This window comes from Polaromonas sp. JS666 (assembly GCF_000013865.1).
Lineage (GTDB): Bacteria > Pseudomonadota > Gammaproteobacteria > Burkholderiales > Burkholderiaceae_C > Polaromonas.
This window is the reverse complement of sequence record NC_007948.1, coordinates 1,497,430-1,523,164: the sequence shown is the minus strand read 5'-3', so window position 1 is coordinate 1,523,164 and position 25,735 is coordinate 1,497,430. Positions and strand designations below refer to the sequence as shown.

Annotated in this window: 24 protein-coding genes and 1 tRNA gene; 9 read left to right on the top strand and 16 right to left on the bottom strand. The window is 64.9% G+C overall.

The window, feature by feature from the left end:
* Positions 1-109: 109 nt before the first annotated feature.
* Positions 110-180 (bottom strand) — tRNA-Ile (locus BPRO_RS07330).
* Between the two features lie 352 nt (positions 181-532).
* Between BPRO_RS07330 and rtcR the strand changes: the two genes are divergently transcribed.
* On the top strand, positions 533-2,128 hold the full coding sequence (rtcR, locus tag BPRO_RS07325; RefSeq protein ID WP_011482417.1) for an RNA repair transcriptional activator RtcR: 1,596 nt from the start codon (positions 533-535) through the stop codon (positions 2,126-2,128).
* 47 nt (positions 2,129-2,175) lie between these two features.
* On the opposite strand, the gene BPRO_RS07320 is transcribed toward rtcR, so the two are convergent.
* Positions 2,176-2,781 carry a helix-turn-helix domain-containing protein gene (locus tag BPRO_RS07320; protein WP_011482416.1) on the bottom strand — a complete coding sequence of 202 codons (606 nt, stop codon included), beginning with the start codon at positions 2,779-2,781 and terminating at the stop codon, positions 2,176-2,178.
* A 77-nt stretch (positions 2,782-2,858) separates the two neighbouring features.
* On the opposite strand from BPRO_RS07320, the gene BPRO_RS07315 reads away from it, so the two are divergent.
* The 4 genes from BPRO_RS07315 to BPRO_RS07300 are packed head-to-tail and all read left to right on the top strand — an operon-like array spanning position 2,859 to position 8,017.
* Positions 2,859-3,986 carry an NAD(P)/FAD-dependent oxidoreductase gene (locus BPRO_RS07315; protein ID WP_011482415.1) on the top strand — a complete coding sequence of 376 codons (1,128 nt, stop codon included), beginning with the start codon at positions 2,859-2,861 and terminating at the stop codon, positions 3,984-3,986.
* A gap of 36 nt (positions 3,987-4,022) precedes the next feature.
* Complete coding sequence (locus tag BPRO_RS07310) at positions 4,023-5,363, top strand: aspartate aminotransferase family protein (RefSeq protein WP_011482414.1); 1,341 nt, start codon at positions 4,023-4,025, stop codon at positions 5,361-5,363.
* A 37-nt stretch (positions 5,364-5,400) separates the two neighbouring features.
* Complete coding sequence (locus tag BPRO_RS07305; protein WP_011482413.1) at positions 5,401-6,408, top strand: Bug family tripartite tricarboxylate transporter substrate binding protein; 1,008 nt, start codon at positions 5,401-5,403, stop codon at positions 6,406-6,408.
* A 1-nt stretch (position 6,409) separates the two neighbouring features.
* A complete protein-coding gene (locus BPRO_RS07300) occupies positions 6,410-8,017 on the top strand; it encodes an amidase (RefSeq protein WP_011482412.1) in 1,608 nt (535 codons plus the stop codon).
* Positions 8,018-8,081: 64 nt separating this feature from the next.
* Here BPRO_RS07300 and BPRO_RS07295 read toward each other — a convergent pair whose 3' ends face one another.
* Complete coding sequence (locus tag BPRO_RS07295; protein WP_011482411.1) at positions 8,082-9,065, bottom strand: glycerophosphodiester phosphodiesterase; 984 nt, start codon at positions 9,063-9,065, stop codon at positions 8,082-8,084.
* A 176-nt stretch (positions 9,066-9,241) separates the two neighbouring features.
* On the opposite strand from BPRO_RS07295, the gene BPRO_RS07290 reads away from it, so the two are divergent.
* Entirely contained in the window at positions 9,242-9,712 is a 471-nt protein-coding gene (locus BPRO_RS07290; RefSeq protein ID WP_011482410.1) for a methyltransferase family protein, read from the top strand.
* Positions 9,713-9,813: 101 nt separating this feature from the next.
* On the opposite strand, the gene BPRO_RS07285 is transcribed toward BPRO_RS07290, so the two are convergent.
* From BPRO_RS07285 to BPRO_RS07245, 9 genes are all read right to left on the bottom strand, one after another.
* Entirely contained in the window at positions 9,814-10,812 is a 999-nt protein-coding gene (locus BPRO_RS07285; protein WP_011482409.1) for a transketolase family protein, read from the bottom strand.
* Entirely contained in the window at positions 10,809-11,648 is an 840-nt protein-coding gene (locus BPRO_RS07280; protein ID WP_011482408.1) for a transketolase, read from the bottom strand. Before BPRO_RS07280 ends, BPRO_RS07285 begins: the two co-directional genes overlap by 4 nt.
* Positions 11,645-12,094, bottom strand: coding sequence for a ribose 5-phosphate isomerase B (rpiB, locus tag BPRO_RS07275; protein ID WP_011482407.1), 450 nt, complete (start codon positions 12,092-12,094; stop codon positions 11,645-11,647). The genes BPRO_RS07280 and rpiB overlap by 4 nt, the downstream gene beginning before the upstream one ends.
* Before the next feature lie 19 nt (positions 12,095-12,113).
* The gene (gene dhaL, locus BPRO_RS07270; RefSeq protein ID WP_049764221.1) at positions 12,114-13,841 is read right to left on the bottom strand and encodes a dihydroxyacetone kinase subunit DhaL; all 1,728 of its coding nucleotides are present in this window, start codon (positions 13,839-13,841) and stop codon (positions 12,114-12,116) included.
* A 57-nt stretch (positions 13,842-13,898) separates the two neighbouring features.
* Entirely contained in the window at positions 13,899-14,774 is an 876-nt protein-coding gene (locus BPRO_RS07265) for a sugar phosphate isomerase/epimerase family protein (RefSeq protein ID WP_011482405.1), read from the bottom strand.
* Between the two features lie 10 nt (positions 14,775-14,784).
* A complete protein-coding gene (locus BPRO_RS07260) occupies positions 14,785-16,044 on the bottom strand; it encodes a TRAP transporter large permease (protein ID WP_011482404.1) in 1,260 nt (419 codons plus the stop codon).
* The gene (locus BPRO_RS07255) at positions 16,041-16,553 is read right to left on the bottom strand and encodes a TRAP transporter small permease (RefSeq protein ID WP_011482403.1); all 513 of its coding nucleotides are present in this window, start codon (positions 16,551-16,553) and stop codon (positions 16,041-16,043) included. The genes BPRO_RS07260 and BPRO_RS07255 overlap by 4 nt, the downstream gene beginning before the upstream one ends.
* A 59-nt stretch (positions 16,554-16,612) precedes the next feature.
* Positions 16,613-17,605: a TRAP transporter substrate-binding protein gene (locus BPRO_RS07250; protein ID WP_011482402.1), complete on the bottom strand. Its 993-nt coding sequence runs from the start codon at positions 17,603-17,605 to the stop codon at positions 16,613-16,615.
* A gap of 82 nt (positions 17,606-17,687) precedes the next feature.
* Positions 17,688-18,437, bottom strand: coding sequence for an SDR family NAD(P)-dependent oxidoreductase (locus BPRO_RS07245; RefSeq protein WP_011482401.1), 750 nt, complete (start codon positions 18,435-18,437; stop codon positions 17,688-17,690).
* A gap of 121 nt (positions 18,438-18,558) precedes the next feature.
* On the opposite strand from BPRO_RS07245, the gene BPRO_RS07240 reads away from it, so the two are divergent.
* Positions 18,559-19,470: a LysR substrate-binding domain-containing protein gene (locus BPRO_RS07240; RefSeq protein ID WP_011482400.1), complete on the top strand. Its 912-nt coding sequence runs from the start codon at positions 18,559-18,561 to the stop codon at positions 19,468-19,470.
* Between the two features lie 16 nt (positions 19,471-19,486).
* Here the strand turns inward: BPRO_RS07240 and BPRO_RS07235 are convergent, their stop codons facing one another.
* Genes BPRO_RS07235 through BPRO_RS07225 form a run of 3 tightly spaced genes read right to left on the bottom strand, consistent with a single transcriptional unit; the run spans position 19,487 to position 22,489 of the window.
* Positions 19,487-20,458, bottom strand: coding sequence for a tripartite tricarboxylate transporter substrate binding protein (locus BPRO_RS07235; protein ID WP_011482399.1), 972 nt, complete (start codon positions 20,456-20,458; stop codon positions 19,487-19,489).
* Entirely contained in the window at positions 20,455-21,843 is a 1,389-nt protein-coding gene (locus tag BPRO_RS07230; RefSeq protein WP_041388509.1) for a sensor histidine kinase, read from the bottom strand. Before BPRO_RS07230 ends, BPRO_RS07235 begins: the two co-directional genes overlap by 4 nt.
* Complete coding sequence (locus BPRO_RS07225) at positions 21,809-22,489, bottom strand: response regulator (RefSeq protein WP_011482397.1); 681 nt, start codon at positions 22,487-22,489, stop codon at positions 21,809-21,811. Before BPRO_RS07225 ends, BPRO_RS07230 begins: the two co-directional genes overlap by 35 nt.
* 104 nt (positions 22,490-22,593) lie before the next feature.
* On the opposite strand from BPRO_RS07225, the gene BPRO_RS07220 reads away from it, so the two are divergent.
* Positions 22,594-23,589 carry a Bug family tripartite tricarboxylate transporter substrate binding protein gene (locus tag BPRO_RS07220; protein ID WP_011482396.1) on the top strand — a complete coding sequence of 332 codons (996 nt, stop codon included), beginning with the start codon at positions 22,594-22,596 and terminating at the stop codon, positions 23,587-23,589.
* A 91-nt stretch (positions 23,590-23,680) separates the two neighbouring features.
* Here BPRO_RS07220 and BPRO_RS07215 read toward each other — a convergent pair whose 3' ends face one another.
* Positions 23,681-24,583 (bottom strand): LysR family transcriptional regulator, encoded by a 903-nt coding sequence (locus BPRO_RS07215; protein ID WP_011482395.1) that lies wholly within the window; start codon positions 24,581-24,583, stop codon positions 23,681-23,683.
* A gap of 210 nt (positions 24,584-24,793) precedes the next feature.
* Here BPRO_RS07215 and BPRO_RS07210 point away from each other — a divergent pair, with 210 nt between their 5' ends.
* Complete coding sequence (locus BPRO_RS07210; protein WP_011482394.1) at positions 24,794-25,684, top strand: hydrolase; 891 nt, start codon at positions 24,794-24,796, stop codon at positions 25,682-25,684.
* Positions 25,685-25,735: the final 51 nt, after the last annotated feature.

The following is a 25,735-nucleotide window of genomic DNA, read 5'->3' as shown; positions in this document are numbered from 1 at the left end:
CGGTGGGTACAGGCCCCGCAAACTGCCGCGGCTTCCCGTTGCAACTTGCATCCACTTTTCCCACTCGCGGCACGCTTTACTTCCAATCAGGCTGATTTTTTACGTCAGCGTTCGGCGGGATTCGAACCCGCGACAGTCGTGTGATAAGCACGGTGCTCTACCTTCTGAGCTACAGAACATTGGCATCAGGAATCGAACCTGACGGGGCGGCTCCTCTACCCGAGCCGCCCCTTGACCACATGCCTTGGTGCCAGCGCATCGGTTGCCGCGGCATACAGGAAACTCAAGACAACCCTGAGCCTCCTGCACCAGTGGGGCCCGATTTCCCGGAAACCCCAGCTTGTAAGCGAACAACCTTCTCATCTGACACCTTCCTTATTGCAGGCAACGTGCCAGGGTTTCGCTGCTCGCCCAAGACCCTTGATAGATGATTGATTTCATTGATTATTTTTACCATTCAATGCAAGCGATGAACCAAATCACCGCACTCATATTTCTCGATTTTTAGCTTTGAAGCTAGTACATTAGAAATATGAAGAAGAAAGTGGTGATGGGTTTTCTGGGCACCCAGCTTGATTCGGGCCTGGGTTCGGCGCGCTGGGAGAAGTGGCGGCCCACGGTGTCGATCGCGCAGCATGAAGACCTGATCGTCGACCGACTGGAGCTGATGCACGACCTGCGCAACAAGCCGCTGGCCGAGCGGGTTCGTGACGACGTCGTTCAGCTCTCGCCCGGCACCGAGGTTCGCCTGAGCGAGATGAACCTGGCCAATCCCTGGGATTTCGGCGAGGTCTATGGCGCGCTGTATGACTGGGTCAGCGCTTACGCCTTCGACACCGAACGCGAAGAGTATTGGGCGCACATCACGACCGGCACCCACGTCGCGCAGATCTGCCTGTTTTTGCTGGTGGAGGCGCGCTTCATCCCCGGCGTGCTGCTGCAAACGGCGCCGCCCAGGGGCCGGCAGGCCCAGGGCATCGGCAGCTATGAGCTGATTGATCTCGACCTCTCGCGCTACGACGCGATCAACGCGCGGCTTGCGGTCGCGCAACAGGATGCCGTCTCCTTCCTCAAAAGCGGCATCGCCACACGCAACCCGCGTTTCAACTCGCTGATCGAGGAAATAGAACGCATCGCCGTCCAGAGCAAAGCGCCCATTTTGCTGACCGGGCCCACCGGCGCAGGCAAGTCCATGCTGGCACGGCGGATCTTTGAGCTCAAAAAGACGCGCCACCAGGTCAGCGGCAGCTTTGTCGACGTGAACTGCGCGACCTTACACGGCGACGGCGCGGGCTCCACGCTGTTCGGCCACAAAAGGGGTTCGTTCACCGGCGCGGCAAGCGACCGCCCCGGCCTGCTGCGCACCGCCGACAAGGGCGTGCTGTTTCTCGACGAGATCGGCGAACTGGGCCTGGACGAACAGGCCATGCTGCTCAAGGCCGTCGAGGAAAAACGCTTCTTGCCCGTCGGCGCCGACCGGGAGGTCGACAGCAGCTTCCAGTTGATCGCCGGCACCAATAAGGACTTGCGTTCGGAAGTCTCGCACGGGCGCTTCCGCGAAGACCTGTTCGCGCGTATCAACCTGTGGACCTACACCATGCCCGGCCTCGGCCAGCGCCGGGAGGATATTGAACCCAATATGGACCACCAGCTCATGCTGGCGTCCGAAGACCTTGGCCGGAAAACCCGCATGACCACCGAGGCACGCGCAGCGTACCTGCGATTTGCGCAGTCAGGTGAAGCCATCTGGACCGGCAATTTCCGGGACCTGAGCGCATCGATCACGCGTCTTGCCACGCTGGGTGACAACGGCCGTATCGGCGTGGGCCTGGTGGAGGCAGAGATAGCGCGGCTACGTTGGCAGTGGCAGGCCACGGCACAGGAAACCGGCGGCATTGCCGTATCGCTTGCTGAATTGATGGGGAGCGCTGCGGACACGCTTGATTATTTTGAACAGCTGCAACTTCGGGCTGTGATTGATGTCTGCCGAAGAAGCGCTTCCCTCAGCGATGCCGGGCGAGCGCTCTTCAATGTATCGCGCACCCAGCGCAGCGTGGTGAACGACGCGGACCGGCTGCGCAAGTACTTGCTGAAGTTTGACCTGACCTGGGAGAAGCTGTCAGCCTGATGCCTCTGCAGGAGCGCAACGCATGGCAACAAGGGTCGGACCGTCCGCTATTCACTCATCACCACCAACACCTGCGCATCAGCGCGGCCCAGCGAGAGGTAGATGTGGCCCACACCGCTGTCGAAATACGCCGACTCATGACGGCCGACTTCGATGATGTCGCCGGTCTCGAACTCGATGCGCACCCGGCCGGACAGCACTGTCACGAATTCCTGCCCCTGGTGGCGAATGAAATCAGGAAACTGGCCCCGCTCGCGCGCCAGGATGCGGCCGTGCAGCGGCGTCATTCGCTTGCCCGGGAAGCCGGTCGCGAGCATGCGGTAGTCGTAATTGCCCGAACTGTAGGCCGGTGCCCCGTCAGCTTCGGACCACACCACGACGGGCGTTACCGCACCGGCCGGCGCTGCGGCCCGCGCATCCAGCAGCTGCCCCACATCCAGCGACAGCGCCCGCGCCACGGCGGCCAGCTTTTCGTAGCTGACCGACATCTGGCCCAGCTCCATTTTGGACAGCGTGGAGAGCGCCACGCCCGAACGGCCGGACAGGTCCTTGAGCGTCAGCCGCCGTGCCTTGCGGTGTTCGCGCAGCCTGAGGCCGAGCTGCACCCGGTCGGCCTCCGGCGCGGCGGCAGGGGTTCGGGCGGAGCGTGGCATGGTGTTTTCCCTTGGTTACACAGAAAATGGATGAATGGCACTGGACAGGCACGATTCTCGCATGTGAGAATTCTCAAATGCGAGAATATGACATTGTTATCTTTGGCGCCGGCATCGCCGGTGCATCCCTGGCCTGGCGCCTGGCCGGACAGCGCAGTGTGCTGCTGCTCGAACGCGAAGCCCAGCCCGGCTACCACTCCACCGGCCGCTCGGCCGCCATGTTCATGGAGAGCTACGGCCCCCCCATGGTGCGGGCGCTGACCCGTGCCAGCCGGACGTTTTACGAACAGCCGCCCGAAGGCTTTGCCACCGCACCGCTCATGCAGCCCCGGGGTGCGCTGTACCTCGCCACGCCCGGGCAGGAAGCATTGATGGCGCAGACCCGCGCCGAACTGGCCGCCAGCTGCCCCGACCTTGAAGTGCTGGACGCCCGTACCACCCTGGAGCGCGTGCCCTGCCTGCGGCCCGAAATGGTGCACGGTGCCCTGTACGACCCCGGTGCCCAGGACATCGACGTGCATGCACTGCATCAGGGCTTTTTGCGGGGCTTCCGGCAGCGCGGCGGCGAGTTGCGCACCAGCGTCACCCTGATCCAGGCCAGCCATGACGGACAGGGCTGGGCGCTGCAGTTTGCCGACGGCCAGACGCTGCGGGCACGCACCGTGGTCAATGCCGCCGGCGCCTGGGCCGACGAGCTGGCGGGCCTGTTTGGCGCCGCCCCCATCGGGCTGGTGCCGCACCGGCGCAGCGCCTTCACCTTCAAGGCGCCCGAGGGCGTGGACGTGTCCGGCTGGCCGGCCGTGGTGGGCATGGACGAGAGCTATTACTTCAAGCCCGACGCCGGCCAGTTGCTGGGCTCGCCCGCCAATGCCGACCCGACGGTTGCGCACGACGTGGTGCCCGAAGAGCTGGACATTGCCACGGGCATTTACCAGATCGAAAGCGTCTCGACCCTGACCATTCGCCGTCCCGGCAGCACCTGGGCCGGGCTGCGCTCGTTTGTCCCCGACGGCGAGATGGTGATTGGCTGGGATGGCGCCTGCCCCGGCTTTTTCTGGCTGGCGGCCCAGGGCGGCTACGGTATCCAGAGCGCGGCCGGCGCCAGCGCACTGGCCGATGCCCTGCTGCGCAACGTGGCCCTGCCGGCAGAGCTGGCCCGGCACGGCGTCGAAGCGGCCGCGCTGTCACCGGCCCGCCTGCGTTGATAACGCCAGGTTGATTGACACCGGGACATCACGACCATGAACAAGCCGTCCACGTCTTCCATGCATTCCGCCACCGGAACCGCGCTTGATTCGGCGCTGGCCGAAACCACCGCACGCTACCGCGCCCGCAACCCCGGCAGCGAACGGCTGCTGCGTAAGGCGGCCGACGTACTGCCCGCCGGCAATACCCGCAGCGTGCTGTTTTACACGCCGTTTCCGCTCTACATGGCGCGGGGCGAAGGCTGCCATCTGTGGGACGCCGACGGCCACCGCTACCTGGACGCGCTGGGCGAGTTCACGGCAGGCATTTACGGCCACTCGAATCCGGTGATCCGGCAAGCCATCGTGGCCGCGTTGCAGGACGGCCTGAGCCTGTCTTCACACACCGCGCGCGAGGCCGCGCTGGCGCATGAAATCCAGCGCCGCTTTCCCGGCATGGCGCTGCTGCGCTTCACCAACTCGGGCACCGAAGCCAACCTGATGGCGCTGGCGGCCGCCACCGCCCACACCGGCCGGCGCAAGGTGCTGGTGTTCAATGGCGCCTACCACGGCGGCGTGCTGTCGTTTGGCGGTGGCGGCTCGCCGGTGAACGTGCCGCACGACTTCGTGGTCGCGCCCTACAACGACCTGGACGCCGTGCGCGGGCTGGTCCAGACGCATGGCCCGCAGCTGGCGGCCATCCTGGTCGAGCCCATGCTGGGCGCGGGTGGCTGCATTCCCGCAGAGCCCGCCTTTTTGCACGGCCTGCGCGCGCTGGCCGATGCATGCGGCGCCTTGCTGATCCTCGACGAAGTCATGACCTCGCGTCTGTCCGGCGGTGGGCGGCAGGCCTTGCTGGGTTTGAAGCCCGACCTCACCACGCTGGGCAAATATTTCGGCGGTGGACTTTCGTTTGGCGCGTTCGGTGGCCGGGTGGACGTGATGTCGCGTTTTGACCCGCGCCGCGCCGACGCGCTGGGCCATGCCGGCACCTTCAACAACAACACGCTGACCATGGCCGCCGGCCTGGCGGGCCTCACGCAGGTGCTGACGCCGGCCGCGCTCGATGCGCTGAACCAGCGCGGCGAGCGCCTGCGCGAGCGGCTCAATGGCGTGTTCAAACGCCACGCGGTGGGCCTGCAGTTCACCGGTCTGGGCTCGGTCATGCAACTGCATGCCACCGACCGCCCCCTGCGCAACGCGGCCGACCTGGCCGGTGCCGACGACCGCGTCAAGGCGCTGCTGTTTTTTGATCTGCTGGAGCGCGGCATTTTTCTGGCGCGGCGCGGGCTGGTGGCCTTGTCGCTGCCCTTCGGCGATGCCGAGGCTGATGAGTTCGTTGCGGCGCTGGACGCCGTGGTTACGGCACGCCATGCGCTGTTGCCCGTTGCAGGTTGAATCGTTTTCTTTTCTTTTCTTTTTACGAGAGGTCATCATGTCAAGCACGTTCAGAGCTCCAGGTACTTCAGGCACTTTCTTCAACCCACTGCGCCGCGCACTGGTCGCCAGCAGCTTCCTCTTTGCCGGGCTGGCCTGCGCGGCGGGCTACCCCGAGCGGCCTCTTACGCTGGTCGCGCCCTACCCGGCCGGCGGCGCAGCCGACGTGCTGGCCCGCCTCCTGGCCCGCAAGCTCGAAGAGCAACTGGGCCAGCCGGTGGTGGTGGAGAACAAGCCCGGCGCCGGCACCGCCATTGGCGCGGCCGCCGTGGCCAACGCCAAACCCGACGGCTACACGCTGCTCGTCAGCTCCAACTCCACCTTCACGCTGAACCCGGCCTTGCAGGCCAAGCTCTCGTACGACCCGGTCAAGGGCTTCGAGCCCATCGGCATGGTCGGCTCGGTGGCGCTGGCGGTGCTGGCCCATCCGTCCGTCACGGCGAGCACCGTGCCACAGCTGGTGGCCGCCGCCAAAGCCAATCCGGACAAGTTCCTCTATGGCAGTTTCGGCAACGGCACCAGCTCCAACTTTGCCGGGGCCATGTTCAACAGCGCCACCGGCCTGAAAATGACCCATGTGCCTTACAAGGGCAGCGCGCCGCTGATGACCGACCTGATCGGCGGGCAGATTCCCCTGTCGTTTGACACCGTGGTGGCTGCGGCACCACAACTCAAGACCGGCAAGATCAAGGTGCTGGCCGTCACAACGGCAAAGCGCTCGGCCCTGCTGCCCGACGTGCCGACCGTGGCCGAGTCGGGCTACCCCGGTTTCGACATGACCGCCTGGCTGGCGCTGGTAGCACCGCGCGGCCTGCCGGCCGACGTCAAGGCCCGGCTCGACAAGGCCCTGGCTACCACGATGGCCAGCACCGACACCCAGGACAAGATGAAGGCTGCCGGCTTCGAGCCAGGCTACCGCGCCATTGCCGACTGGCCCGGCATGGTCACCGCCGACATCGCCCGCATGAAAGCCATTGCCGAGCGCTCGCAAATCAAGGTGGACTGATATGACGGCCCCCACGCTCGGCACTGACGTGTCCTCGCTGCCCCCCGAGGGGGCGCATTTCGCCTTGGGGCGGCCCGGCGGCGAAACAGCAGCCTCCACGCTCGTCGAAAAATCCGCCGTCGAACTGCGCCGCCTGATCGGCAGCCGCCAGCTCTCGCCGGTGGAATTGCTCGACGCCTGCATTGCGCGCATTGAAAGCGTCAACCCCGCCATCAACGCGATCTGTGCAACCGACTTCACACGCGCACGCGAGACCGCGCGCCAGGCCGAAGCGCAGGTGATGCGCGGCGAGCCGCTGGGCCTGCTGCACGGTTTGCCCCTGGGCGTGAAGGACCTGCAGGACACGGCGGGCCTGCTCACCACCTATGGCAATGTGCGGCTGCGCGGCAATGTGCCCAGCGCCGACAACGCGCTGGTGGCCCGGCTGCGCGCCGCCGGCGCCATCGTTACCGCCAAGACCAACGTGCCCGACATGGGCGCGGGCGCCAACACGCGCAACCCGGTCTGGGGCGCGACCGGCAACCCGTTCAACCCCGCGCTCAATGCCGGCGGTTCCTCGGGCGGCTCGGCCGCGGCGCTGGCCGCCGACATGCTGCCGCTGTGCACCGGTTCGGACACCGGTGGTTCGCTGCGCATTCCGGCGGCGCTGTGCGGCGTAGTGGGCCTGCGCCCCTCGCCCGGGCTGGTGGCCAACGATGCGCGGCCCCTGGGCTGGTCCGTCATTTCAGTGCTGGGGCCCATGGGGCGCACTGTGGCCGACACCGCGCTGATGTTTGCCGCCAGTGTGGGACCCGATGCGCGGGACCCGCTGTCGTACCCGGTCGATGCCTCGGCATTCTGGCCGCTCCAGCAGCTTGATCTTTCAACGCTGCGCGTTGGCACAACGGAAGACTTCGGCCTGTGCATCGTCGACCCCGAAATCCGCCGCGTGTTCCGCCAGCGCGTCGAGGCGATCCGGCCGCTGGTGGCGAGCTGCGAGCCCGTGGACCTGCAACTGGGCGACGCCGACCGCGCCTTTGACATCCTGCGCGCCGAAAGTTTTGTCGCCGCCTTTGCCGAGACCTGGCAAAAAGAGCCCGAAACGCTGGGCCCTAACGTGCGCGCCAACATGGACATCGCGGCAGCGATCACTCTGGCCGACCGAGCCTGGGCGCACCTGGAGCAGACCCGCATTGCGCGCCGCTTCGCCAGGGCCTTCGAGCAATACGACCTGATCCTCGCACCAACCACGCCGGTCACACCCTTCCCGTGGACCGAGCTCTACGCCGGCAACATCGACGGCCAGGCCATGCGCAACTACTACCACTGGCTGGGCCTGACCTATGTGGTCACGCTGGCCACCAATCCGGCGCTGTCACTGCCCTGCGGCAGCGACGAGCACGGCATGCCGTTTGGCCTGCAAGTGATTGGGCGTTTGCATGGCGACGCGCAACTGCTGGCGGCGGCCCAGGCGCTGGAGCAGGCGTTCGAAGCCACACCAGCGCTGCGCCGTCCGAAGCCGGCAATCGAGGCGCTGCGCACCGCGCGGCCCGAACTCAAGTCCATCGTCACGCACCCGCCCGAAACAGGCAGTTTGAGAGACTCCGGCGACGGCATGACAGCTGTTTAGCCGGACAGGACCCACTCACCGGTCAACAGGTCCGTATCCGCGCCGTATCCGCGGCAAAACGGCCTCAAGGCAAAACGGGGGTCGACAGAGGCAACTCAAGGCCCCGGCGCCTCATTTCCTCGCGTACCAGATCGGGGCGGTCGCTCACGATGCCGTCAACCCCCATGTCCATCATTCTTGCCATGAGGCCGGGGTCGTTGACTGTCCAGGCCAGTACCTTCAGGCCCAGATCGTGCGCCTCTTTCACTTTTGCCGCGGTCAAGTCGCCGTGGTACGCCGACCAGGTGTGGCCACCGGCCGCCTTGATCATTCGTGGGACGGAGCCGTGGTCCTTGTACCGCAGACCGGCAGTCCACGGCGAAACACCCGCCTTGTCGGCTTCGATGTTGTCCATAAAGCGCTGCTGGGCTGTCAGGTACACCGTGGGGATTTCGGGCGCTTCACGTTGCACCACCTGGAGGGAACGCCATTCGAAGGACAAAACCGAGCTGCGTGGCGCGACCCCGGCCTCGCGGATTGAACCGAGGACGGCACGGGTGAAGGCCTCGACCTCCATCGTGTCTTGGGGGGCCAGAGGTGACACTTTGGTTTCGATAGCGAAGCGAACCCTGTCATTTCCGGATTTCTTCACCAATGCGAAAAGAGCGGACAAACGGGGTATTCGCACGCCGTCCATTCCACGCTGATCCGGGTAAAGCCGCGCGTACTGTGTGCCCGGTTTGATACGGCCTACGTCATATCGGCTGAGCTCGTCAAACGTCAAACTGCTGATGACAGGACCGCGAGTTTGCAGAAACTTCCCGTCGGGTCCTCGGGTAATGTCGGGATTAAGCGCCGAGTCGTGAGAGATGACCAGGACACCGTCTTGGGTTATCGCTATGTCCAACTCCAGGGTGGTTACCCCATAGCTGAGCGCTTGCGCGAATCCCTCAAGCGTGTTCTCCGGCGCAATCGCCCGGGCGCCACGATGGCCTTGCAGGTCGAAGGCGTAAGTGCTTGCGCTTATCAGGAACACAAAGGCGGCGAGAGTCAGTCGTAGTGCGGCCATTGAAGTCTCCTTCAGCTGCAAGTTTAGGCTTGCGAACAATTTCGATTGATAGAGGATTACCAGAAGTCCTCGGTACCGTCGACGATCTCATTGGCGAAGATCGCTCCCGGAGGGTCACTGATGTTTCGGTGCTACCCGGCATGCCTTGTTGCGTCATTCGCGCGGAAAGTGCGAACATGCAGTTGTTATCAGCATTGAATCGAAATCAGATGGGCGCGTTGTTGGTGACCCTGCAATTTGGCCTGCTTGTTGTGCTGGCAGCGTCAGCGGCACGAAATATCCTGCTTGGCGATATTCCCGCGGGAGCCTTGATGATGACGGGGATCTCCATCGCACTCATCACATGGGCGCTTATGCACAACAGACCGGGAAACTTCAACATCCACCCTGCGCCCAAGGTTCGGGGCGTTTTGATTACGACCGGTCCGTATCGGTGGATTCGTCATCCGATGTACACGTCGCTCCTTCTGGGCGCGGCAGCGCTGGCGTGGACGTCCAGCACCTTCCTGGGGTGGGGTGCATGGTCCATGCTGGCCATTGTCCTGTTCATGAAATCAAGCCTGGAGGAGCACGGGATGCGCAAGCAACACCCTGGGTATGCCGCCTACGCCCTTCGAAGCAAACGTTTTTTACCCTGGCTTTTTTAAAGGCCGCAGGCAAGCGCCTGGGAGGGGATGTTGAGTCGGGAATGCGCTGGCAGCATGGCAGGCGCACTCAGGCGCCAGCCCATGTGTGCCATGTTTTCTTTTTACAGCCAGGACTTCACCGAGGCCACCACCGCCTCCGTGGAAATGCCGTAGCGGTCATGCAAGGTTGGCAGTGCACCCGCATCCAGGAAGGCATCGGGCAGGGCAATCTGGCGAAACGCAGGGTGCACGCCCGCACGCATCAGCTCGCCGGCCACGGCTTCGCCCAGGCCGCCGATGGTGCTGTGGTTTTCTGCCACCACCACCAAACGGCCGGCCCGGGCCGCCTCGCGCAGGATAGTGGCCGCATCCAGCGGCTTGAGGGTGGGCACATGCAGCACTGCGGCATCGACCTGGTCACGCTGCAGCGCCTGCGCGGCCTCCAGCGCACGCATGGTCATCAGGCCGGTCGAGATAAACAGCACGTCACGGCCCTCACGGATCATCTTGGCCTTGCCCAGCTCAAACCGGTAGCCGTACTCGTCCAGCACCATCGGCACCTGCCCGCGCAGCAGGCGCATGTAGACCGGGCCCGCGTGGGCGGCGATGGCGGGCACGGCCTGTTCAATCTCGTGCGCATCGCAGGGGTCAATGACCGTCATGCCGGGCATGGCGCGCATCACGGCCAGGTCCTCGGTGGCCTGGTGGCTGGGGCCGTAACCGGTAGTCAGGCCCGGCAGGGCGCAGACGATTTTCACATTCAGGTTTTCCTCGGCGATCACCTGGTGCATGAAGTCATAGGCGCGCCGCGTGGCAAATACCGCATAGGTGGTGACGAAGGGCACAAAGCCTTCCTTGGCCATGCCGCCGGCGGCCCCCATCAGCAATTGCTCGGCCATGCCCATCTGGAAGAACCGCTCCGGGCACGCCTGGGCGAACAGGTGCAGGTCGGTGTACTTGGCCAGGTCAGCCGTCATGCCCACAATGTCGGGGCGCTGGGCCGCCAGCTCCACCAGCGCCTTGCCAAACGGCGCTGCACGGGTGCGCTGTCCCTCGGACGCGATGGACGCAATCATGGCGGACGTGGTCAGGCGGGGTTTCTTTTCTGTCACGGTGTTCATTCGCTGGCTCCGGCATGTTGGGCGTCAAGAATCGCGATGGCCTGCTGCCATTCAGGCGGGTCGACCCGGATGAAATGATTTTTTTCGCGCTGCTCCAGAAAGGGCACGCCCTTGCCCATCAGGGTGTCGAGCAGGATCACGCGCGGCTGGGGCAGGTCATACCGGCGGGCGGCGTCAAAGGCGGCCAGCACGGCGCCCAGGTCGTTGCCGTTCACGCGCTGCACATGCCAGCCAAAGGCCGCCCATTTGTCGGCAATCGGCTCAAAACGCAGCACCTGGCCGGACGACCCGTCGGCCTGCTGGTTGTTGATGTCCACCATGCAGATGAGATTTGACAGGCCATGGTGCGCGGCTGACATGGCGGCCTCCCAGGTCGAGCCCTCGTCGAGTTCACCATCCGACATGGAGTTGTAGACAAAGGCCGGGTTGCGCTTCAGGCGCAGGCCCAGCGCCATGCCAACGGCAATGACCAGGCCCTGGCCCAGCGAGCCCCCTGACATCTCCATCCCCGGTGTGTAAGCGGCCATGCCCGACATCGGCAGGCGGCTGTCGTCGCTGCCATAGGTTTCGAGCTCTTCCTCGGGCAGCACACCCGCTTCAATGAGGGCCGCGTAGTGGGCGATCGCGTAATGGCCATGCGACAACAAAAACCGATCCCGCCCTTCCCACTGCGGGTCTTCCGGCCGATAGTTCAGCGCGTGTCCGTACGCCACCGCCAGCGCATCGGCCAGCCCCAGCGCCTGGCCAATATAGCCCTGCCCTTGCACCTCGCCCATGCGCAGCGCGTAGCGGCGAATGCGGTAGGCGCAATCCGTCAGTGAGGCCACCGTGCTCATAGCGAATGCCCCGCTTCGTAGGCCTGGATCAGGTCGACCTTGGGCTGCGAACGCCCGCCATCGAAGCCGCTGCGCAGCCAGGCGTCCACGATGGATTTGGCCAGCTCGGGGCCGACCACCCGCGCGCCGATGGTGATGATCTGCGCGTCATTGCTGCGGCTGGCGCGCTCGGCCGAGTAGGTGTCGTGGCACTGCGCCGCGCGCACGCCCTTGACCTTGTTGGCCGATATCGCCATGCCGATGCCGGTGCCGCACAGCAGCAAGGCACGTTCATAGGCGCCGCCCGCCACCTGCTCCGCCACCGCGAAGGCCACATCCGGGTAGAGCACCGGCTGCGCGTCATGGGTGCCGAAATCGGTCACCTCGTGGCCGGCGTCAATCATGTGTTTTTTAAGCGTTTGCTTGAGGTCGTAGGCGGCCTCGTCACAGCCAATGGCAAGTTTCATTGCGGTCTTTCGTATCGGGTCAAACAGAAATCGGGGTGCCCAGCTGGCGCTGCAGCGAGCGGGCCATGGATTGCAGGATCAGGCAGCACGAGGTGGCCCCGGCGTCCAGCACGCCGATGGAGCGCGGGCCCAGCCGCGCCGAACGGCCAATGCGGGCCTGCAGGTTCTGGGTCGAGTCGCGCCCCCGTTCGGCCGCGGCAGACAATGCCTGCAGGCAGTCCGAAAACCCGGCTCCCGCCGCCTCGGCCTCGCGGTAAGCAGCCAGCGCCGGCACCAGGGTGTCGATCAGCGTCTTGTCGCCCACCTTCGCGTCGCCCATGCCCTGCACATTGGCCACCGCAGCGGTCAGGGCATCGCCAAACAGGGCGGCGTCAAGCTGGGTGTGTGGCGCCAGGGTATGAGCAAAGCCCCGAAAGAATTCGCCATACAAGGGGCCCATGGAGCCGCCGATGTCGTCCATCAATGCCTGCGAGAGCTGCTCCAGCGCTGCAGGCAATTGCCGCGCGGAGTCGCCCAGGGCATCCAGCCGGCTGCCACAGCCGGTAAAGCCCTTGGCCATGTTGATGCCGTGGTCACCGTCACCAATCAGGCCGTCAATCTCGCTGAGGTACTGGCGGTTGGCCACGATGGTCGTGATCAGGTCGCGCACCAGATGCCCGCTGCCCGCCAGCGGCAGGGCCTGCCCCACCACCGGGCGGGGTGCGCCAGCGCTGCTCGGCGCGGGTTGACTCGTTGGCACGGCATGGCCCTGGAGGTGGCCGCTGTAGCTGCGGCGGATGTCGGTGTGGCCCGCCATCGTGAGGCCGACCGAGCGGCAAGGGTGCCGCAGGCAGGCCTCCAGCTCGTCGTCCAGCTTCATCAGCGTGAGCGTCACGCCCATCATTTCAAGCGAAGAAAACAGATTGCCGACTTGCTTGAACGCAACGGCGATGCCCCGGTCCTGCAGGCGCTGCGCCAACTCGCCGTAAAGAATGTATTGCTCCATCAGCGGCGTGGCACCGAGGCCGGAGACCAGCACGGCGACCCGGTCACCGGCGGAAAACGGCAGGTCCGGCAGAACCACCTTGAGCATCATGTCCGCCATTTCCGCGGCACTGACCGTCGGCCGCACGTCAATGCCGGGCTCGCCATGGTGGCCAATGCCCACCTCCATCGTGCCGTGCTCGATGGTGAAGTTGGCTTTTCCCACGGCGGGAATGACACAGGCCGACAGCCCGATGCCGATGCTGCGGGTGTTCGAAATCGCCTTTTGCGCCGCGGCGATGACATCCTCCAGCGAGCCCCCCTGCGCTGCCCTGGCCGCACCGACCTTCCACATGAAGACCTCGCCCGCCACGCCGCGACGTTTTGACTCCTCACCCTGGGGGGCCGAGGCGACATCATCGTTGGCGACCACGGTCCTGACCGTGATGCCTTCACGTTCGGCCATCTGAATCGCCATCCTGACGTTCATGTTGTCGCCGGCGTAATTGCCATACAGGCAGGCCACGCCGGCACCCCCGTTGGCTGCACGCATTGCATCCAGAAAGCTTTTGGCCGTCGGTGATGAAAATATCTCGCCGACGGCGACCGCGTCCACCAGACCATCGCCCACATAGCCGATGAAGGCCGGCTCGTGCCCGGAGCCGCCACCGGTCACCACGCCGACCTTGCCGGGCTCGGGTGCCTGCACACGCTGCACCACGCGACCATTGGACGGCGCGGTGCGCACAGTGTCGGCATGCGCCAGCAGCCAGCCCTTGAGCATGTCCTCGACCACAAGGTCCGGATTGTTGATTACACGATTCACGAGAAAGCTCCGTCGTCAGAGGCGGGTCGCAGACGGCGCGCCCAGGTGTTCATGGACAAAGGCCAGCGCGGGCCGCAGCACCGCCTCGATGTCAGCCAGCGGCACGCGGTAGGGCGCGCGGCTGGGCTGGGCACTGGGCTGGCGGTGCAGGCGCAGCGGTATCTCGACGGACAGGTTGAGCGCGGTTTGCGCGACGGCGTGCAGGATGCGCGCGCAGTCAATCTGGCCCTGGCCCAGCGGGGTGAAGAAGTAGCCGTTGTCGTCCTTGCGCACATCCTTGATGTGGGTGTGCAGGCACTGCGGCATGGCTGCCAGTGCGTCGTCCGCAGGCGTCACGCCAGGCCGGTGCGAAATGGTGTTGCCCGCGTCGTAGTTCAGGCCCACCATGGGGTGACCAATATCGGCCAGCAGACCGGGGCCGTCCGCGGCCGTGTTGAGCAGGTTGTCGGAGCCGTCGCCGGGATTTTCCAGGCCGATACGCAGGCCGATGGACTCCGCATGGCGGGCGAGCACCTCGATATTGGTGAAAAACCGCTTCTTGAGCTTGCGCGCCGCGGCATTGGTATTGATCACCTCGGCGCCCAGGGCGCGGGCGAAATCCATCCGGCCGCGAAACACCTCGACAGCGTCATCGCGGCCCAGGTCAATGTGCGACGACATCGCATGGCAGGCCATACCGGCGTCGGCCAGCCAGTGTCGCCACTGCTGTGCCTGCGCGGGTACGAATGCCGTTTCGTCGAAGGCCTCCGTGTAACCGACGATGAAGGCCGGCTCGATATGACGGGCGCCGCAGGCGGCCATGCTGGCCAGCATGGCCGGCACCGGATGCCCGTCGTAGGGGGCGCCCGAAATGGAAACAATGCGTTCCTTGCGGTAGGGGATCGGGTTCATTGACGGGACCTCAACGCAGGATCGACGCCGGAACGTACGAAACAATCAGCAGGATGATGAACGCCACACAATAGAAGGGGATCAGCTCGCGCACGGTTTCCCCCACCTTGACCCTGGCGACCGAACTGGTGATGAACAGCGTCGTCCCCACCGGGGGCGTGTACAGCCCGATGGCAAGGTTCACCGTCATCATGATGCCGAGCTGCACCAGGTCCATGCCGATGCTGTTGGCCAGAGGCACGAACACCGGCGTGAGCAGCAGCACCGCAGCCGGCAGGTCGATGAACATGCCGGCAACCAGCATGAGGCCGTTCATCAGCAGGATCACGGCCCAGTCGGCGTGCAGGTGAGCCTGGGCCCAGTGCACCACGCCGTCGGGCATGTGGTCGAAGGTCAGCAACCACCCGACCGACGCCGAAGCCATGATCACCAGCAGCACCACGCCCGTGGCCAGACCCGCCTCCACGATGGCCGAGTGCAGGCGCCTGATGCTCAGATCGCGGTAAATCAGCGCGGAAATCAGGCCCGAGTAGGCGGTGGACAGGACACTGACCTCGGTGGGCGTGGCAATACCGAAGCGCAGGAAGATCACGATCAGCACCGGCAGCACCAGCGCGGGCGAAGCGTAGGCCAGCTGCTTGCGAAATACCGGCCAGTCGATCGGGCGCGTCTCTCGCGGAAAATTGCGGCGCTTGCCAACACACCAGCAGACTCCCATGAAACCGGCACACATCATCAGCCCCGGCAAAATGCCGGCGACGAATAGCGCCGCGATCGACGCATTGGACGTCAGCGCGAACAGGATCATCGGAATCGATGGCGGAATCAGGATGTCAATCGTTGCGGCCGCGGCCAGCGTGGCGGCGGAGAATGCGGGCGGATAGCCCAGCCGCTTCTGCCAGGGAAGCAGCAGCGAACCGATGGCGGACGCGTCGGCGACCGCCGAGCCGGAGACACCGCCAAAAATGGTGGACGACAGCACGCCCACCTGGCCCGGCCCGCCGTGAAAGCGGCCAATCAGCGTGGACAGCACGCCGATCAGGGATTCACCGAGCTTGCCGCCCATCATCAGGGTTCCGGTGAGCATGAAGAAGGGAATGGCAATCAGCGGGAAGCTCTGGACCTGCGCCACCATCTGCTGCACGACCAGATCCAGCGGGATGCGCTCCGAGACCGTGGCGGCTGCCACCGAGGCCATCAGCAGCGCATGTGCAATCGGTACCGCTGCCGTGGCAGCGCCCAGGAACACCAGGAGGATGAGCGCGCTCATGTGCTGCTCACCAGGTGAGTCTGGCCAGCAGCGCCGGCCGCCTCGACACCCTGCGTCCAGACCTGCCATGCGGACTGCAGGGCCAGCACGGCCAGCATGACCATGCCGACCAGGACGCAGCCATAGGTCACCGAACCGGGCACGTTCAGGATCGGGCTGGCCTCGCCATGCACGATCTCGATCATGCGCGCGGTGGCCACCGTCAGCGTGCCGTAAAGCCCCGCGACTCCGAGCCAGACCGCGGTGGCCACCCGCCGCCGCGTCGCCGGCGAGAGTTTTTCCATCAGGAATGTCGTGGTGATGTGCGAGCCGTGCGCGGCCGCCATCACGACGCCGGCAGTGACCAGCCAGGGAAACAGCAGCTCCGGCACCTCGGAGGCCCATTGCAGGCTGCTGCCGCTGGCATAGCGCAGGATTGTGTTGGCACACAGGATCATGAAAATCAGGCTGGTGGTGACCCACATCACAACCTGGCAGACCAGAATAATTCCGCGTTCAGTGCGCTTCATGGCAAATTCCTTGAATGGGCCGCCCCCTCATGGAGGCGCAGCGATGGAAATCAGGCGAATCAGACGCCGCGCGCGGCGGTGATGACCCTCTTGACGAATGGACCGATAGGACTCGCCAGCCATTTCTCGTCGACTTTGGAGGTGGCCTTCTCAAAAGCAGCCTTGTCCGCGACATCGATGCGCACACCCTTGGCCTTCAGGTCGACCACCAGCTTTTCGTCGGACTCCTGCGACAACCTGCGCTGCAAGGCGGTCGCCTCGGCGGCAGCCTCGCGAACAGCGGTCTTGTCGGCGTCGGACAGCCTGTCCCAGGTGCGCTTGCTCATCAGGAATGGCGTCATCTCATATTTGTGGCTGGTCAGTGAAATGAACTTCTGGACCTCGTACAGCTTGGAGGCGTACACGTTCATCAGCGGGTTTTCCTGGCCGTCAACCACGCCCTGCTGCAGCGCCACGTAGAGCTCGGCAAACTTGATCTGCTGGGCCTCCGCGCCGAGCGACTGCATGATGTCCACCGTGACGGCGTCGGGTGGCGTGCGCATCTTCAGGCCCTTCATGTCCTCGGGTTTGAGGATGGGCTTCTTGCTGTTGGACATGTGGCGGATGCCGTTGTCCCAGTAACCCAGGACAATCAGCCCCTTTTCTGCCGACTTGTCCGCCAGCTCCTTGCCGACCGCGCTGTCCAGCAGCTTCCACGCCTGCGGCAGGTTGGCAAACAGGAAAGGCATGCCGAAGGCCGCATATTCCGGCACGGCCGCCGCCACCGCACCCTGCGAATTGGCGCTCAGATCCAGTGCACCCGTCCGCAGTGCCGTCACCATCGCGGCGTCGTCGCCCAGTTGCGCCGATGGAGACACCTGAACCTCGATGCGACCAGCCGATTTGGCCTTGACCACTTCAGCGAACTTGAGGGACGCCTCGTGCCGCGGATTGCCCGGTGCGGCGCCGTGCCCCAGCGTGAGCTTGACGGGGGACTGGGCAAAGCTCACTGCACCCGCGCAGGCCAGCGCGGCGACCAGGGCAGCGCGGCGAAGAATGTTGAATCGTGTCATTTGTCTTGTCTCCTGATGTTGTCGAGGCAGCGATGCCGCGCTGCAAGCGGTTTTTTTGATGAGGAACGGCGCAGCGAACCGCTCAATGAATCAGCATGCCGCCGTTGACGTCCAGCGTGATGCCGGTGCAATAGCCGGACAGATCGCTGGCGAGAAACACGACGCAGCCGGCCACGTCATCCGGCGCACCGATGTAGCCCAGCGGAATGCCGTCCAGAATGGCCTGGCGCTTGTCGTCGGGGATCTTGCCCTTGTTGATATCGGTGGCAATCAGGCCGGGAGTGACGCAGTTCACCCTGATGCCCTGGCCGCCGTACTCGCGTGCCATGGCGCGTGCCAGGCCCAGCACGCCCGCCTTCGCGGCCGAATAGTGCGGCCCGCCGAGGATGCCGCCGCCGCGCTGTGCCGACACCGAGGAGATGCACACGATGGAGCCCTGCTTTTGCGCCAGCATGGTGGGCAGCACCGCCTGCGAGGCGACCAGCGTGCCGCGCAGGCTGACGTCCAGCACCGCGTCATAGTCCTCGGGCGAGATGTCCAGGGTCTTGCGCGGCTGCGTTATGCCGGCGTTGTTGACCAGAATGTCGATCCGGCCCTTGGCGTCCAGAACCGCGGCCACCGCCGTGTCGCACGAGGCCTTGTTCGTCACATCGGCCACCAGGCCCATGTGCTGTGGCCCCAGCCGGGCCGCCGCGGCGGCCGGGTCGGCCTGCGAAAGGTCAAGAATGATGATGGTCGCGCCCTGCGCAGCCATCATGCGGGCGGTGGCGAAACCCAGGCCGTTGGGGCCTGCGCCGCCGGTGACCACGGCGACTCTGTCTTTAAGCAACATCTGCTGTCTCCTTGTGAAGTAGCCGCGATTCTGGAGATAAACAGACCTTGACACAAACGATAGAATCTCAAGATCAAGTGAAAATTCGTCATGTTGCAGTGCAATATTTCCTCACCTCGTCATGCTGCCTCCCCTGCCCTCACTCGTTGCCTTTGAGGCCATTGCACGGCGCCGCAGCTTTGCGCTGGCCGCCTCCGAGCTGCATCTCACGCCATCGGCCGTCAGCCACCAGGTGGCGCGGCTGGAGGACTTTCTGGGCGTCAAGTTGTTCGAGCGGTCCTCCCGCGGCGTCAAGCTCAGCCCGGCCGGCGAGGCCTATTTGCTGCGTGTAGGGGGAGCCCTTGGTGCGCTCAGTGCCGCCACCGACGATGTGCGCCAAGGGGTGCGCAACTCGCTGTACGTGCATGCCAGTCCGAGCTTCGCCAGCCTCTGGCTGATGCCGCGCATCGGGCAGTTCGCACAGGCTTATCCCGGTGTGTCGCTGTTCCTGTCAGCCTCGCATGTGCATTCGGATTTTGAGCTGGGCCAGGTGGACCTGGACATCCGCTACGGCCTGCCGGCATGGCCACAGCTGGTGGTCAAGCCCATATTCCGTGAACCCATCATGCCGCTGGCCAGCGCGGCCTTCATCGAGCGGCACCAGATTCGCACACCGGCGGACCTGTTGCAGGTACCGCTGATCCAGTCGACCGTGGGCGTGGTGCAGTGGGCGGACTGGTTCGCCCTGTATCACCCCGCGAAGAAGCCGGAGCGTTTTGCGCTGCGCTTTGACCGGGCGCTGATGGCGCTGGATGCGGCCGTGCAGGGCCTGGGCGTGGCACTGGAAAGTGCCGTCATTGGCGGCGGCCATATCGAAGCCGGGCGGCTCCAGCCGGTATTTGACCCCGCATGGGCGATTCCCGTGCAGGCCCACTTTGTGGTCTATCCGGAGCGCCATGGCTACCGCTCGGAGGTGGCGCAATTCCTCGAGTGGCTGGGCACCCAGGTTAACGAACTATCGGGGTCGGCAGTGCCGAAGCAGATGGCCTCCTGACTCCTGCACGCCGACCTCAGCGGGACACGCCAAACTCCCTGGCCAACTGACGGTATTCGCCGACCTGCTTGTCGATCAGCGCGTCAAGCGCCGCGCCAGTCAGCCCGCCGGGTTGAAAACCGGCGCGTTCCAGTTCGCGGGGAAAGGACGGATGCGCCATCGCGCGGCCCAGCGCTTCGGCCCATTCGCGCTGCTCCCGCTCACTGACCGCCGGCCCGAGGTAGACCCCGCGCACAATGGGCCAGCGGATGTCAAAGCCCTGTTCTTTGGCGGTGGGAACCTGGGCCCAGCGCCCCGGCAGGCGCTCGGCCGCCAGCACGGCCAGCACCCGGACCGGCGCGCCCTGATCGATCTGCCGGGCCACCTCGGCGGCATCCCCGGCCAGCACCTGCACATGGTCACCACGCAGCGCGGTCAACGCTTCCCCGCCGCCTTCAAAGGCCACGAAACGCATCACCTTGTGGCTCACGCCGGCAGCCCGGGCGAGCAGCGCCGCCTTCATCCAGTCCTGGCTGCCGATGGACCCGCCGCCACCAAAGACGATGCGGTTCGGTGACTCACGCAGTGCGCCCAGCAATTGCGCGAGTGTCTGGAACGGCGCATCACGGCGCACGGCAATCACGCCGTAGTCCAGCCCCAGGCTGGCGATCCAGCGCACGTCGCGCGCCGTGTAGGGGCCAAAGCGGCCCTGCGCCAGGTTGAGCAGCGAGCCCGAAGAAAACGCGACGATCGCCTGGCCATCGGCCGGCCTTTGCGTCACCACGCTTTTGAAAGCCATGGCACCAATGCCGCCTGGCTGGTAAACGATGGGCAGTGGCGCACGGGTAAGACCCGCTTCCTGCAGGGCGGCACGCGCCAGCTGGCAGGTCAGGTCAAAACCGCCTCCCGGCTTGGCAGGCGCGATGCAGCGCGCTCCCTCCAGCGCGCCTGCATGGGCCAGCGCACCGACAAAGCTCAGCAGGCTCAGCAGGACGGACACGCGCTTCATGATCGGGGCCACCACAGTGCCACACAGGTGCCATCCGCTGCCGGCGTCGGCTCAATGCGCAGCCGGCCGCCGTGGCGCTCGGCCACCGAGCGGGCAATCGCCAGCCCCAGGCCGGAGCCCCGGCTGCCCCGGCTTTTGACAAAACGCTGGCCGATTCGATCCAGCACCTCGGGGTCAATGCCGCCGCCGTCGTCGACGACCTGCAGGCTGAAGCCCAGCGCGTCGGCCGCCGCCTGCAGCGTGACCGTGCCCTGTTCGCGGCCATGCTGGATCGCGTTGTGGGCGATATTGAGCAGGGCCTGCTGCAGCAGGCTGCGGTCGCCCTCGGCCTCAAGCGCTTCGGCCTGCACTTCCACGCCAAAATCGATGCCGCGTGCCCGCGCCAGCGGCAGCAACTCCAGCGCCACCTCCCGCGCCAATTCACCCAGGTCAAACCTTTCCCTTTGCGGCGTGGCCGCGTCACTGCGAGCCAGGGTCAGCAGCTGGTTGGTGGCACGGATGGCATTGCCCAGTTCTTCGGACAGTGCCTGCAGCGCCAGTTGCCGCCGCGCCGGGTCGGGCTCGCGCAGCACATAGTCGAGCTGGGCGCGCAGAATGGTCAAGGGAGTGCGAAGCTGGTGCGAGGCATCATCGATAAAGCCCCGGCGTTCGGCCACCAGCTGCTCGGTACGCGCCATCTGCTGGTTGACGGCCTCCACCAGCGGCCGGATGTCGTGGGGCAGATCAGCCGCTTGCAAAGGGCGCAGGTCGTCGGGCTCCCGGGCCCGCGTTTGCGTGGCCAGGCGCGTCATCGGTCGCAGGGCCACCGTCAGCCCGATCACCACCGCCAACCCCATCACGACCAGCAGCAGCAGGTCGCGCCAGGCAGCTCGCCGCACGAAACTGGCGGTGAATTGCTCGCGCGACGACGTGCTCTCCGCGACCTGGATCACCAGTTGCGGATCACTGCTTGCGTTCAGGGGCTGCTCCAGTGGCCGCATGAAAGCGCCCACACGCACCGACTCGTCAAAATAGATGGCGTCGTAGAACATCGGCTGGCCTGCGCGCAAGGCCGATGGCGGCGGCGGCAGGTCGGGATTGCCGATTTCCACCAGGCTGTCGGCCGTGGCCACCCTGAAATAGACGTTTCCCGTCGCCGTGAGCTGGAAAAATTCGAACAGGCGGTAGGGGAGCTCAACCGACAAGCCGCCCGAGGCCGTCGAGACATTCAGGTCCAGTGCCTTGATGGCCCCGAGCAGCGAGCGGTCGTAGGCCGCATTGGCTGACGCCACGGCATCGGCACGGGTCAGCCACAGGCTGGCCGCCGTCACCAGCGCCATTGTGGGCAGCAGCAGGGCCAGCAGCCTGACCCTAATGCTGGCCCGGCGAATCCAGTTCCAGTACATAGCCCAAGCCCCGGTAGGTCTGAATGCGAACGCCGCTGTGGTCAAGCCGCTTGCGCAGCCGGTGCACCAGTACGTCGATCACGCTGGGCTGCACGTCTTCCTCGTCGCTGAACACGCGGTCCATTACCTGCTGGCGCGACAGCGGCTCGCCGCTGCGCTGGATCAGCGCCTTGAGCAGCGCATGCTCGCGCGGCGAAAGCGGCAGGTTCTCCGAGCCAAGGGTGAACTGGCGCGACACGGTGTCGAACAGCAGCGGGCCGCAGGCAAAGCGCGGATGTTCGCTGCCGCGGGCGCGGCGCACCAGCGCGGTCAGCCGGGCTTCCAGTTCGGCCAGCGCAAACGGCTTGGCCAGAAAATCATCCGCGCCCTCGTTGAGCGCGTTGACCCGGTCGGCGAGCGAGTCACGGGCGGTCAGTATCAGGACCGGCAAGCGTTTGTCCTGGGCGCGCAGTCGGCGCAGGATCTCATCGCCGCTGCGGCCGGGCAGACCGAGATCAAGCACCACCGCGTCGTAGTCGTGATCCACCAGCGCACGCTCCACCAGGCGGCCGTCGTCGCGCCAGTCCACGCGGTTACCGCTTTGTTCAAGTGCCTTGGTCAGCCACTCGCCCAGGGCGTGCTCATCTTCAGCCAACAGGATTCGCATGTCAGGGATTATCGTGTCCACCGCGCGGCAGGACTGAAAGGCAATTGTTAGGTTCGTCAGGGCACGATAGCGACCCCATTTCCCAAAATTCCAGGAGACAACCCATGACCGATTTGACCTTCAGCCGCCGCAGCCTGCTCATCGCGGGCACGGCAGCCGCCTCCAGCCTGTGGCTACCGCAGGCACGCGCCCAGGCCGCATGGCCCGCCAAGCCGCTGCGCCTCGTCGTGCCGTTTGCACCGGGTGGAAGCTCTGAAATCGTCGCGCGGGCTGTGGCCGGCGAAATGGCCAAAACCATCGGCCAGAACGTGTTTGTGGACAACAAGCCGGGTGCGGCAGGCAACATCGCGATGCAGGAAGTTGCCAACAGCACCGATGATCACACCCTGATACTGGGCCACATCGGTACCCTGGCCATCAACCCATACATCTTCGCCAAGCTGCCTTATGACGCCAACCGGGACTTTGTGCCCGTCACCCTGGTCTCCAAGGTGCCGAGCCTGTACGTCGTGCACCCCGACCTGCCGGTGAAAAACCTCAAGGACTTCATCGCTTACGCCAAGAGCCAGCCCGGCAAGCTGAACTATGGCTCTGCCGGCAACGGAAGCGCGGGCCACCTGGCCTTTGAGTACCTGAAGCTGGTCAGCGACACCTTCGTCCTGCACGTACCTTATCGCGGCACCGGCCCGATGCTGACCGACCTGATGGCCGGACGGCTGCAGGCTGCCTCGGTCGGCGCGCCCGCCCTGCTGCCCTTCATCAAGGCCGGAAAACTCCGTTGCATCGCCACCGGCACCTCGCAGCGCCTGCCCCAAATGCCCGACGTTCCCACCGTGGCCGAACAGGGCTTCAAGGGATTCGAGATGACGCAGTGGTACGGACTGATGGCCCCGAGCAAGTGGCCCAAGGCCCACATTGCCAAGCTCGAAGCCGAGGCCATCAAGGCCGCCCGTGGAAGCGCCGTCAAGGAAAAGCTGGCCCAGGAAACCGCGCTGGCCGTGGGCAACACGGGCGCCGAGTTCGATGCCTTCATCAAGGCCGAACAGGCGCGGTGGAAACCCGTGATCGCCCGCGCCGCGATCAAGCCTGAAGGGACTTAGGTCCACGGCGCTGACCGCGGAGCAGATCAGCGCCCGGCCAGCGCTTCCAGGCACACATTCGGGGCGCAGGAGCATCCCGCTGGTTAGAAACTCAATTTTTTAACTGGGGAGGCGCCTTCTTCGCAAGAAGACTCACCAGATGTTGACGGATCACGGACGTAATGTGTTCACGCTTCCCATGCTCAAGCATGCCGATCTGCCGTGTCGCCGGACGGCCCGGTAGCGACAGGACGCGCAATGTGGGGTCGTTCACCCAGTCGGCATTTCTCCAATGCGGCACGACGGTGACGCCGACATTCTGGCGCACCAGATCGATGATGCTGGACACCGAACTCAGCTCCAGAAAGTCCTGCGGCATCAGGCCCAGTTTGCGCAAGGTCTGCTCGATACGGATACCGCTGGGGGTGCGGCGATCAAAACGCAAAAACGGGTTTTCACGCAGCAGCTTCTTGATGTCGCTGTCGGGCCCGGCTACCAGCGAACTGGCCACCAGGGTCAAGGGCTCCACATACAGCGGCGTCCACAGCAAGCCCTGGCGTTCCATCGGGGGGCCTTCGATCATGACCGCGGCATCCAGCGCCCCACTGATGACACTCTGGGCCAGACCGCTGGACTCCTGCACCACCAGGCGCACATTCAGGCGGGGAAACCGCGGCTTCATGGCGACCACCGTGTTGGACAGCAGGCCCATGGCCGAAACCGTCGAACCCACGGTCACCGTGCCGGCGATCTCGTTTTCTTCTTCCAGGCCTTCGCGCATCTGCTCATAACAGGCAATGATTTTTTCCGCATGGGCGATCAAGGCGCGCCCGGCCACCGTCAGCAGCACGCCGCGCCCCGACCGTTCAAACAGCCCGGTTTTCAGCTCGGCTTCCAGCGCCCGCATTTGCAGCCCGACGGCAGCCTGCGTCAAAGCGACCCGCTCGGAGGCCCCGGCGAAAGAGCCTTCTTGTGCCACAGCCAAAAAGGTCCTGAGAAATCGAATGGTGCTCAAGGGAAAAAACCCATTGTTGGGCCAAAATTGGACCCAGAAATACTAAAGGATAACTTTAGCATTGCAAAACAAAATATGGATATATTTTTTAGATTGGATGGAGAACAATGGCTCACCAACCTGTTGTTTGACATGCAATTGTGCTAATGCGCGGCGCTGTCCAGTGCAGGTTTATGGCCCTTATGGCCCTTTCTTTTAGCCTGACTATTTATGCCTGACCTGCTCTCCCCGACAGCCCGCGCCGACAGTCCCGCCGATGCCTTTGGTGCACAACGTGCCGAGGCGATTTACGACCTGGGTCACAGCACCATCTTCGCGTCGCGCAGCGACCCGCGCTTTTCCTACTGCACCTACGCGCCGCCCACGTCGGGCAATGAGCAGCATCCCAAGGCCTTGGTCGTGGTCGTGCATGGCACGGGCCGCGCATTCACCGAATACCGCGATGCGTTTGCCGAATTTGCCAAATGGAACGACTGCATCGTGCTGTGCCCGCTGTTTCCCGCCGGACCCCAAGGCGACGGCAACCGCGACGGCTTCAAACACCTGCAGGAGGCCGACATCCGCTACGACCGGATTTTGCTGGATATGGTGGACGAAGTCGCCACCAAGTTCCGCGCTGATTTTTCCAGATTCGCGCTGTTCGGCTATTCGGGCGGCGGCCAGTTCGTCAACCGCTTTGGCCTGCTGCATCCAGAGCGCCTGTGGGCGCTGTCGATCGGCGCGCCGGGTTCGGTCACCCTGCTGGATTTCAACCAGGACTGGTGGGTCGGCGTGCGCGACTTTGCCCGCCAATTCGGCCAGCCGCTGAACCTGGATGCGCTGAAAGCCTTGCCGGTACACATGGTGGCGGGCAAGGCCGATGTGGAAACCTGGGAAATCACCCACCAGGCAGGCGGCAAGTTCTTCATGCCCGGCGCCAACGATGCCGGGCGCACCCGGCCGGAGCGGCTGGAAACCCTGCGCAAGTCCTTCGAGGCGGCGGGCGTGCAGGTGCACCTGGATCTGGTGGACAACGTGCCGCACAACGGCCTGGCCTGCGTGGACAAGGTGCAGGACTTCTTTGCCGCCACGCTGCGGCGCCTGCGGACGGCCAGCCGCTAGGCGGCCCCAGTCACTTCACCATTTCACCACTTCAGCCACTCCACTGACAAC

Bases quoted from the DNA above. Each gene is read 5' to 3' on its own strand.
- rtcR (WP_011482417.1), top strand. From the start codon at position 533: ATGAAGAAGAAAGTGGTGATGGGTTTTCTGGGCACCCAGCTTGATTCG.
- BPRO_RS07320 (WP_011482416.1), bottom strand. From the start codon at position 2,781: ATGCCACGCTCCGCCCGAACCCCTGCCGCCGCGCCGGAGGCCGACCGG.
- BPRO_RS07315 (WP_011482415.1), top strand. From the start codon at position 2,859: ATGCGAGAATATGACATTGTTATCTTTGGCGCCGGCATCGCCGGTGCA.
- BPRO_RS07310 (WP_011482414.1), top strand. From the start codon at position 4,023: ATGAACAAGCCGTCCACGTCTTCCATGCATTCCGCCACCGGAACCGCG.
- BPRO_RS07305 (WP_011482413.1), top strand. From the start codon at position 5,401: ATGTCAAGCACGTTCAGAGCTCCAGGTACTTCAGGCACTTTCTTCAAC.
- BPRO_RS07300 (WP_011482412.1), top strand. From the start codon at position 6,410: ATGACGGCCCCCACGCTCGGCACTGACGTGTCCTCGCTGCCCCCCGAG.
- BPRO_RS07295 (WP_011482411.1), bottom strand. From the start codon at position 9,065: ATGGCCGCACTACGACTGACTCTCGCCGCCTTTGTGTTCCTGATAAGC.
- BPRO_RS07290 (WP_011482410.1), top strand. From the start codon at position 9,242: ATGCAGTTGTTATCAGCATTGAATCGAAATCAGATGGGCGCGTTGTTG.
- BPRO_RS07285 (WP_011482409.1), bottom strand. From the start codon at position 10,812: ATGAACACCGTGACAGAAAAGAAACCCCGCCTGACCACGTCCGCCATG.
- BPRO_RS07280 (WP_011482408.1), bottom strand. From the start codon at position 11,648: ATGAGCACGGTGGCCTCACTGACGGATTGCGCCTACCGCATTCGCCGC.
- rpiB (WP_011482407.1), bottom strand. From the start codon at position 12,094: ATGAAACTTGCCATTGGCTGTGACGAGGCCGCCTACGACCTCAAGCAA.
- dhaL (WP_049764221.1), bottom strand. From the start codon at position 13,841: ATGCTCAAGGGCTGGCTGCTGGCGCATGCCGACACTGTGCGCACCGCG.
- BPRO_RS07265 (WP_011482405.1), bottom strand. From the start codon at position 14,774: ATGAACCCGATCCCCTACCGCAAGGAACGCATTGTTTCCATTTCGGGC.
- BPRO_RS07260 (WP_011482404.1), bottom strand. From the start codon at position 16,044: ATGAGCGCGCTCATCCTCCTGGTGTTCCTGGGCGCTGCCACGGCAGCG.
- BPRO_RS07255 (WP_011482403.1), bottom strand. From the start codon at position 16,553: ATGAAGCGCACTGAACGCGGAATTATTCTGGTCTGCCAGGTTGTGATG.
- BPRO_RS07250 (WP_011482402.1), bottom strand. From the start codon at position 17,605: ATGACACGATTCAACATTCTTCGCCGCGCTGCCCTGGTCGCCGCGCTG.
- BPRO_RS07245 (WP_011482401.1), bottom strand. From the start codon at position 18,437: ATGTTGCTTAAAGACAGAGTCGCCGTGGTCACCGGCGGCGCAGGCCCC.
- BPRO_RS07240 (WP_011482400.1), top strand. From the start codon at position 18,559: ATGCTGCCTCCCCTGCCCTCACTCGTTGCCTTTGAGGCCATTGCACGG.
- BPRO_RS07235 (WP_011482399.1), bottom strand. From the start codon at position 20,458: ATGAAGCGCGTGTCCGTCCTGCTGAGCCTGCTGAGCTTTGTCGGTGCG.
- BPRO_RS07230 (WP_041388509.1), bottom strand. From the start codon at position 21,843: ATGTACTGGAACTGGATTCGCCGGGCCAGCATTAGGGTCAGGCTGCTG.
- BPRO_RS07225 (WP_011482397.1), bottom strand. From the start codon at position 22,489: ATGCGAATCCTGTTGGCTGAAGATGAGCACGCCCTGGGCGAGTGGCTG.
- BPRO_RS07220 (WP_011482396.1), top strand. From the start codon at position 22,594: ATGACCGATTTGACCTTCAGCCGCCGCAGCCTGCTCATCGCGGGCACG.
- BPRO_RS07210 (WP_011482394.1), top strand. From the start codon at position 24,794: ATGCCTGACCTGCTCTCCCCGACAGCCCGCGCCGACAGTCCCGCCGAT.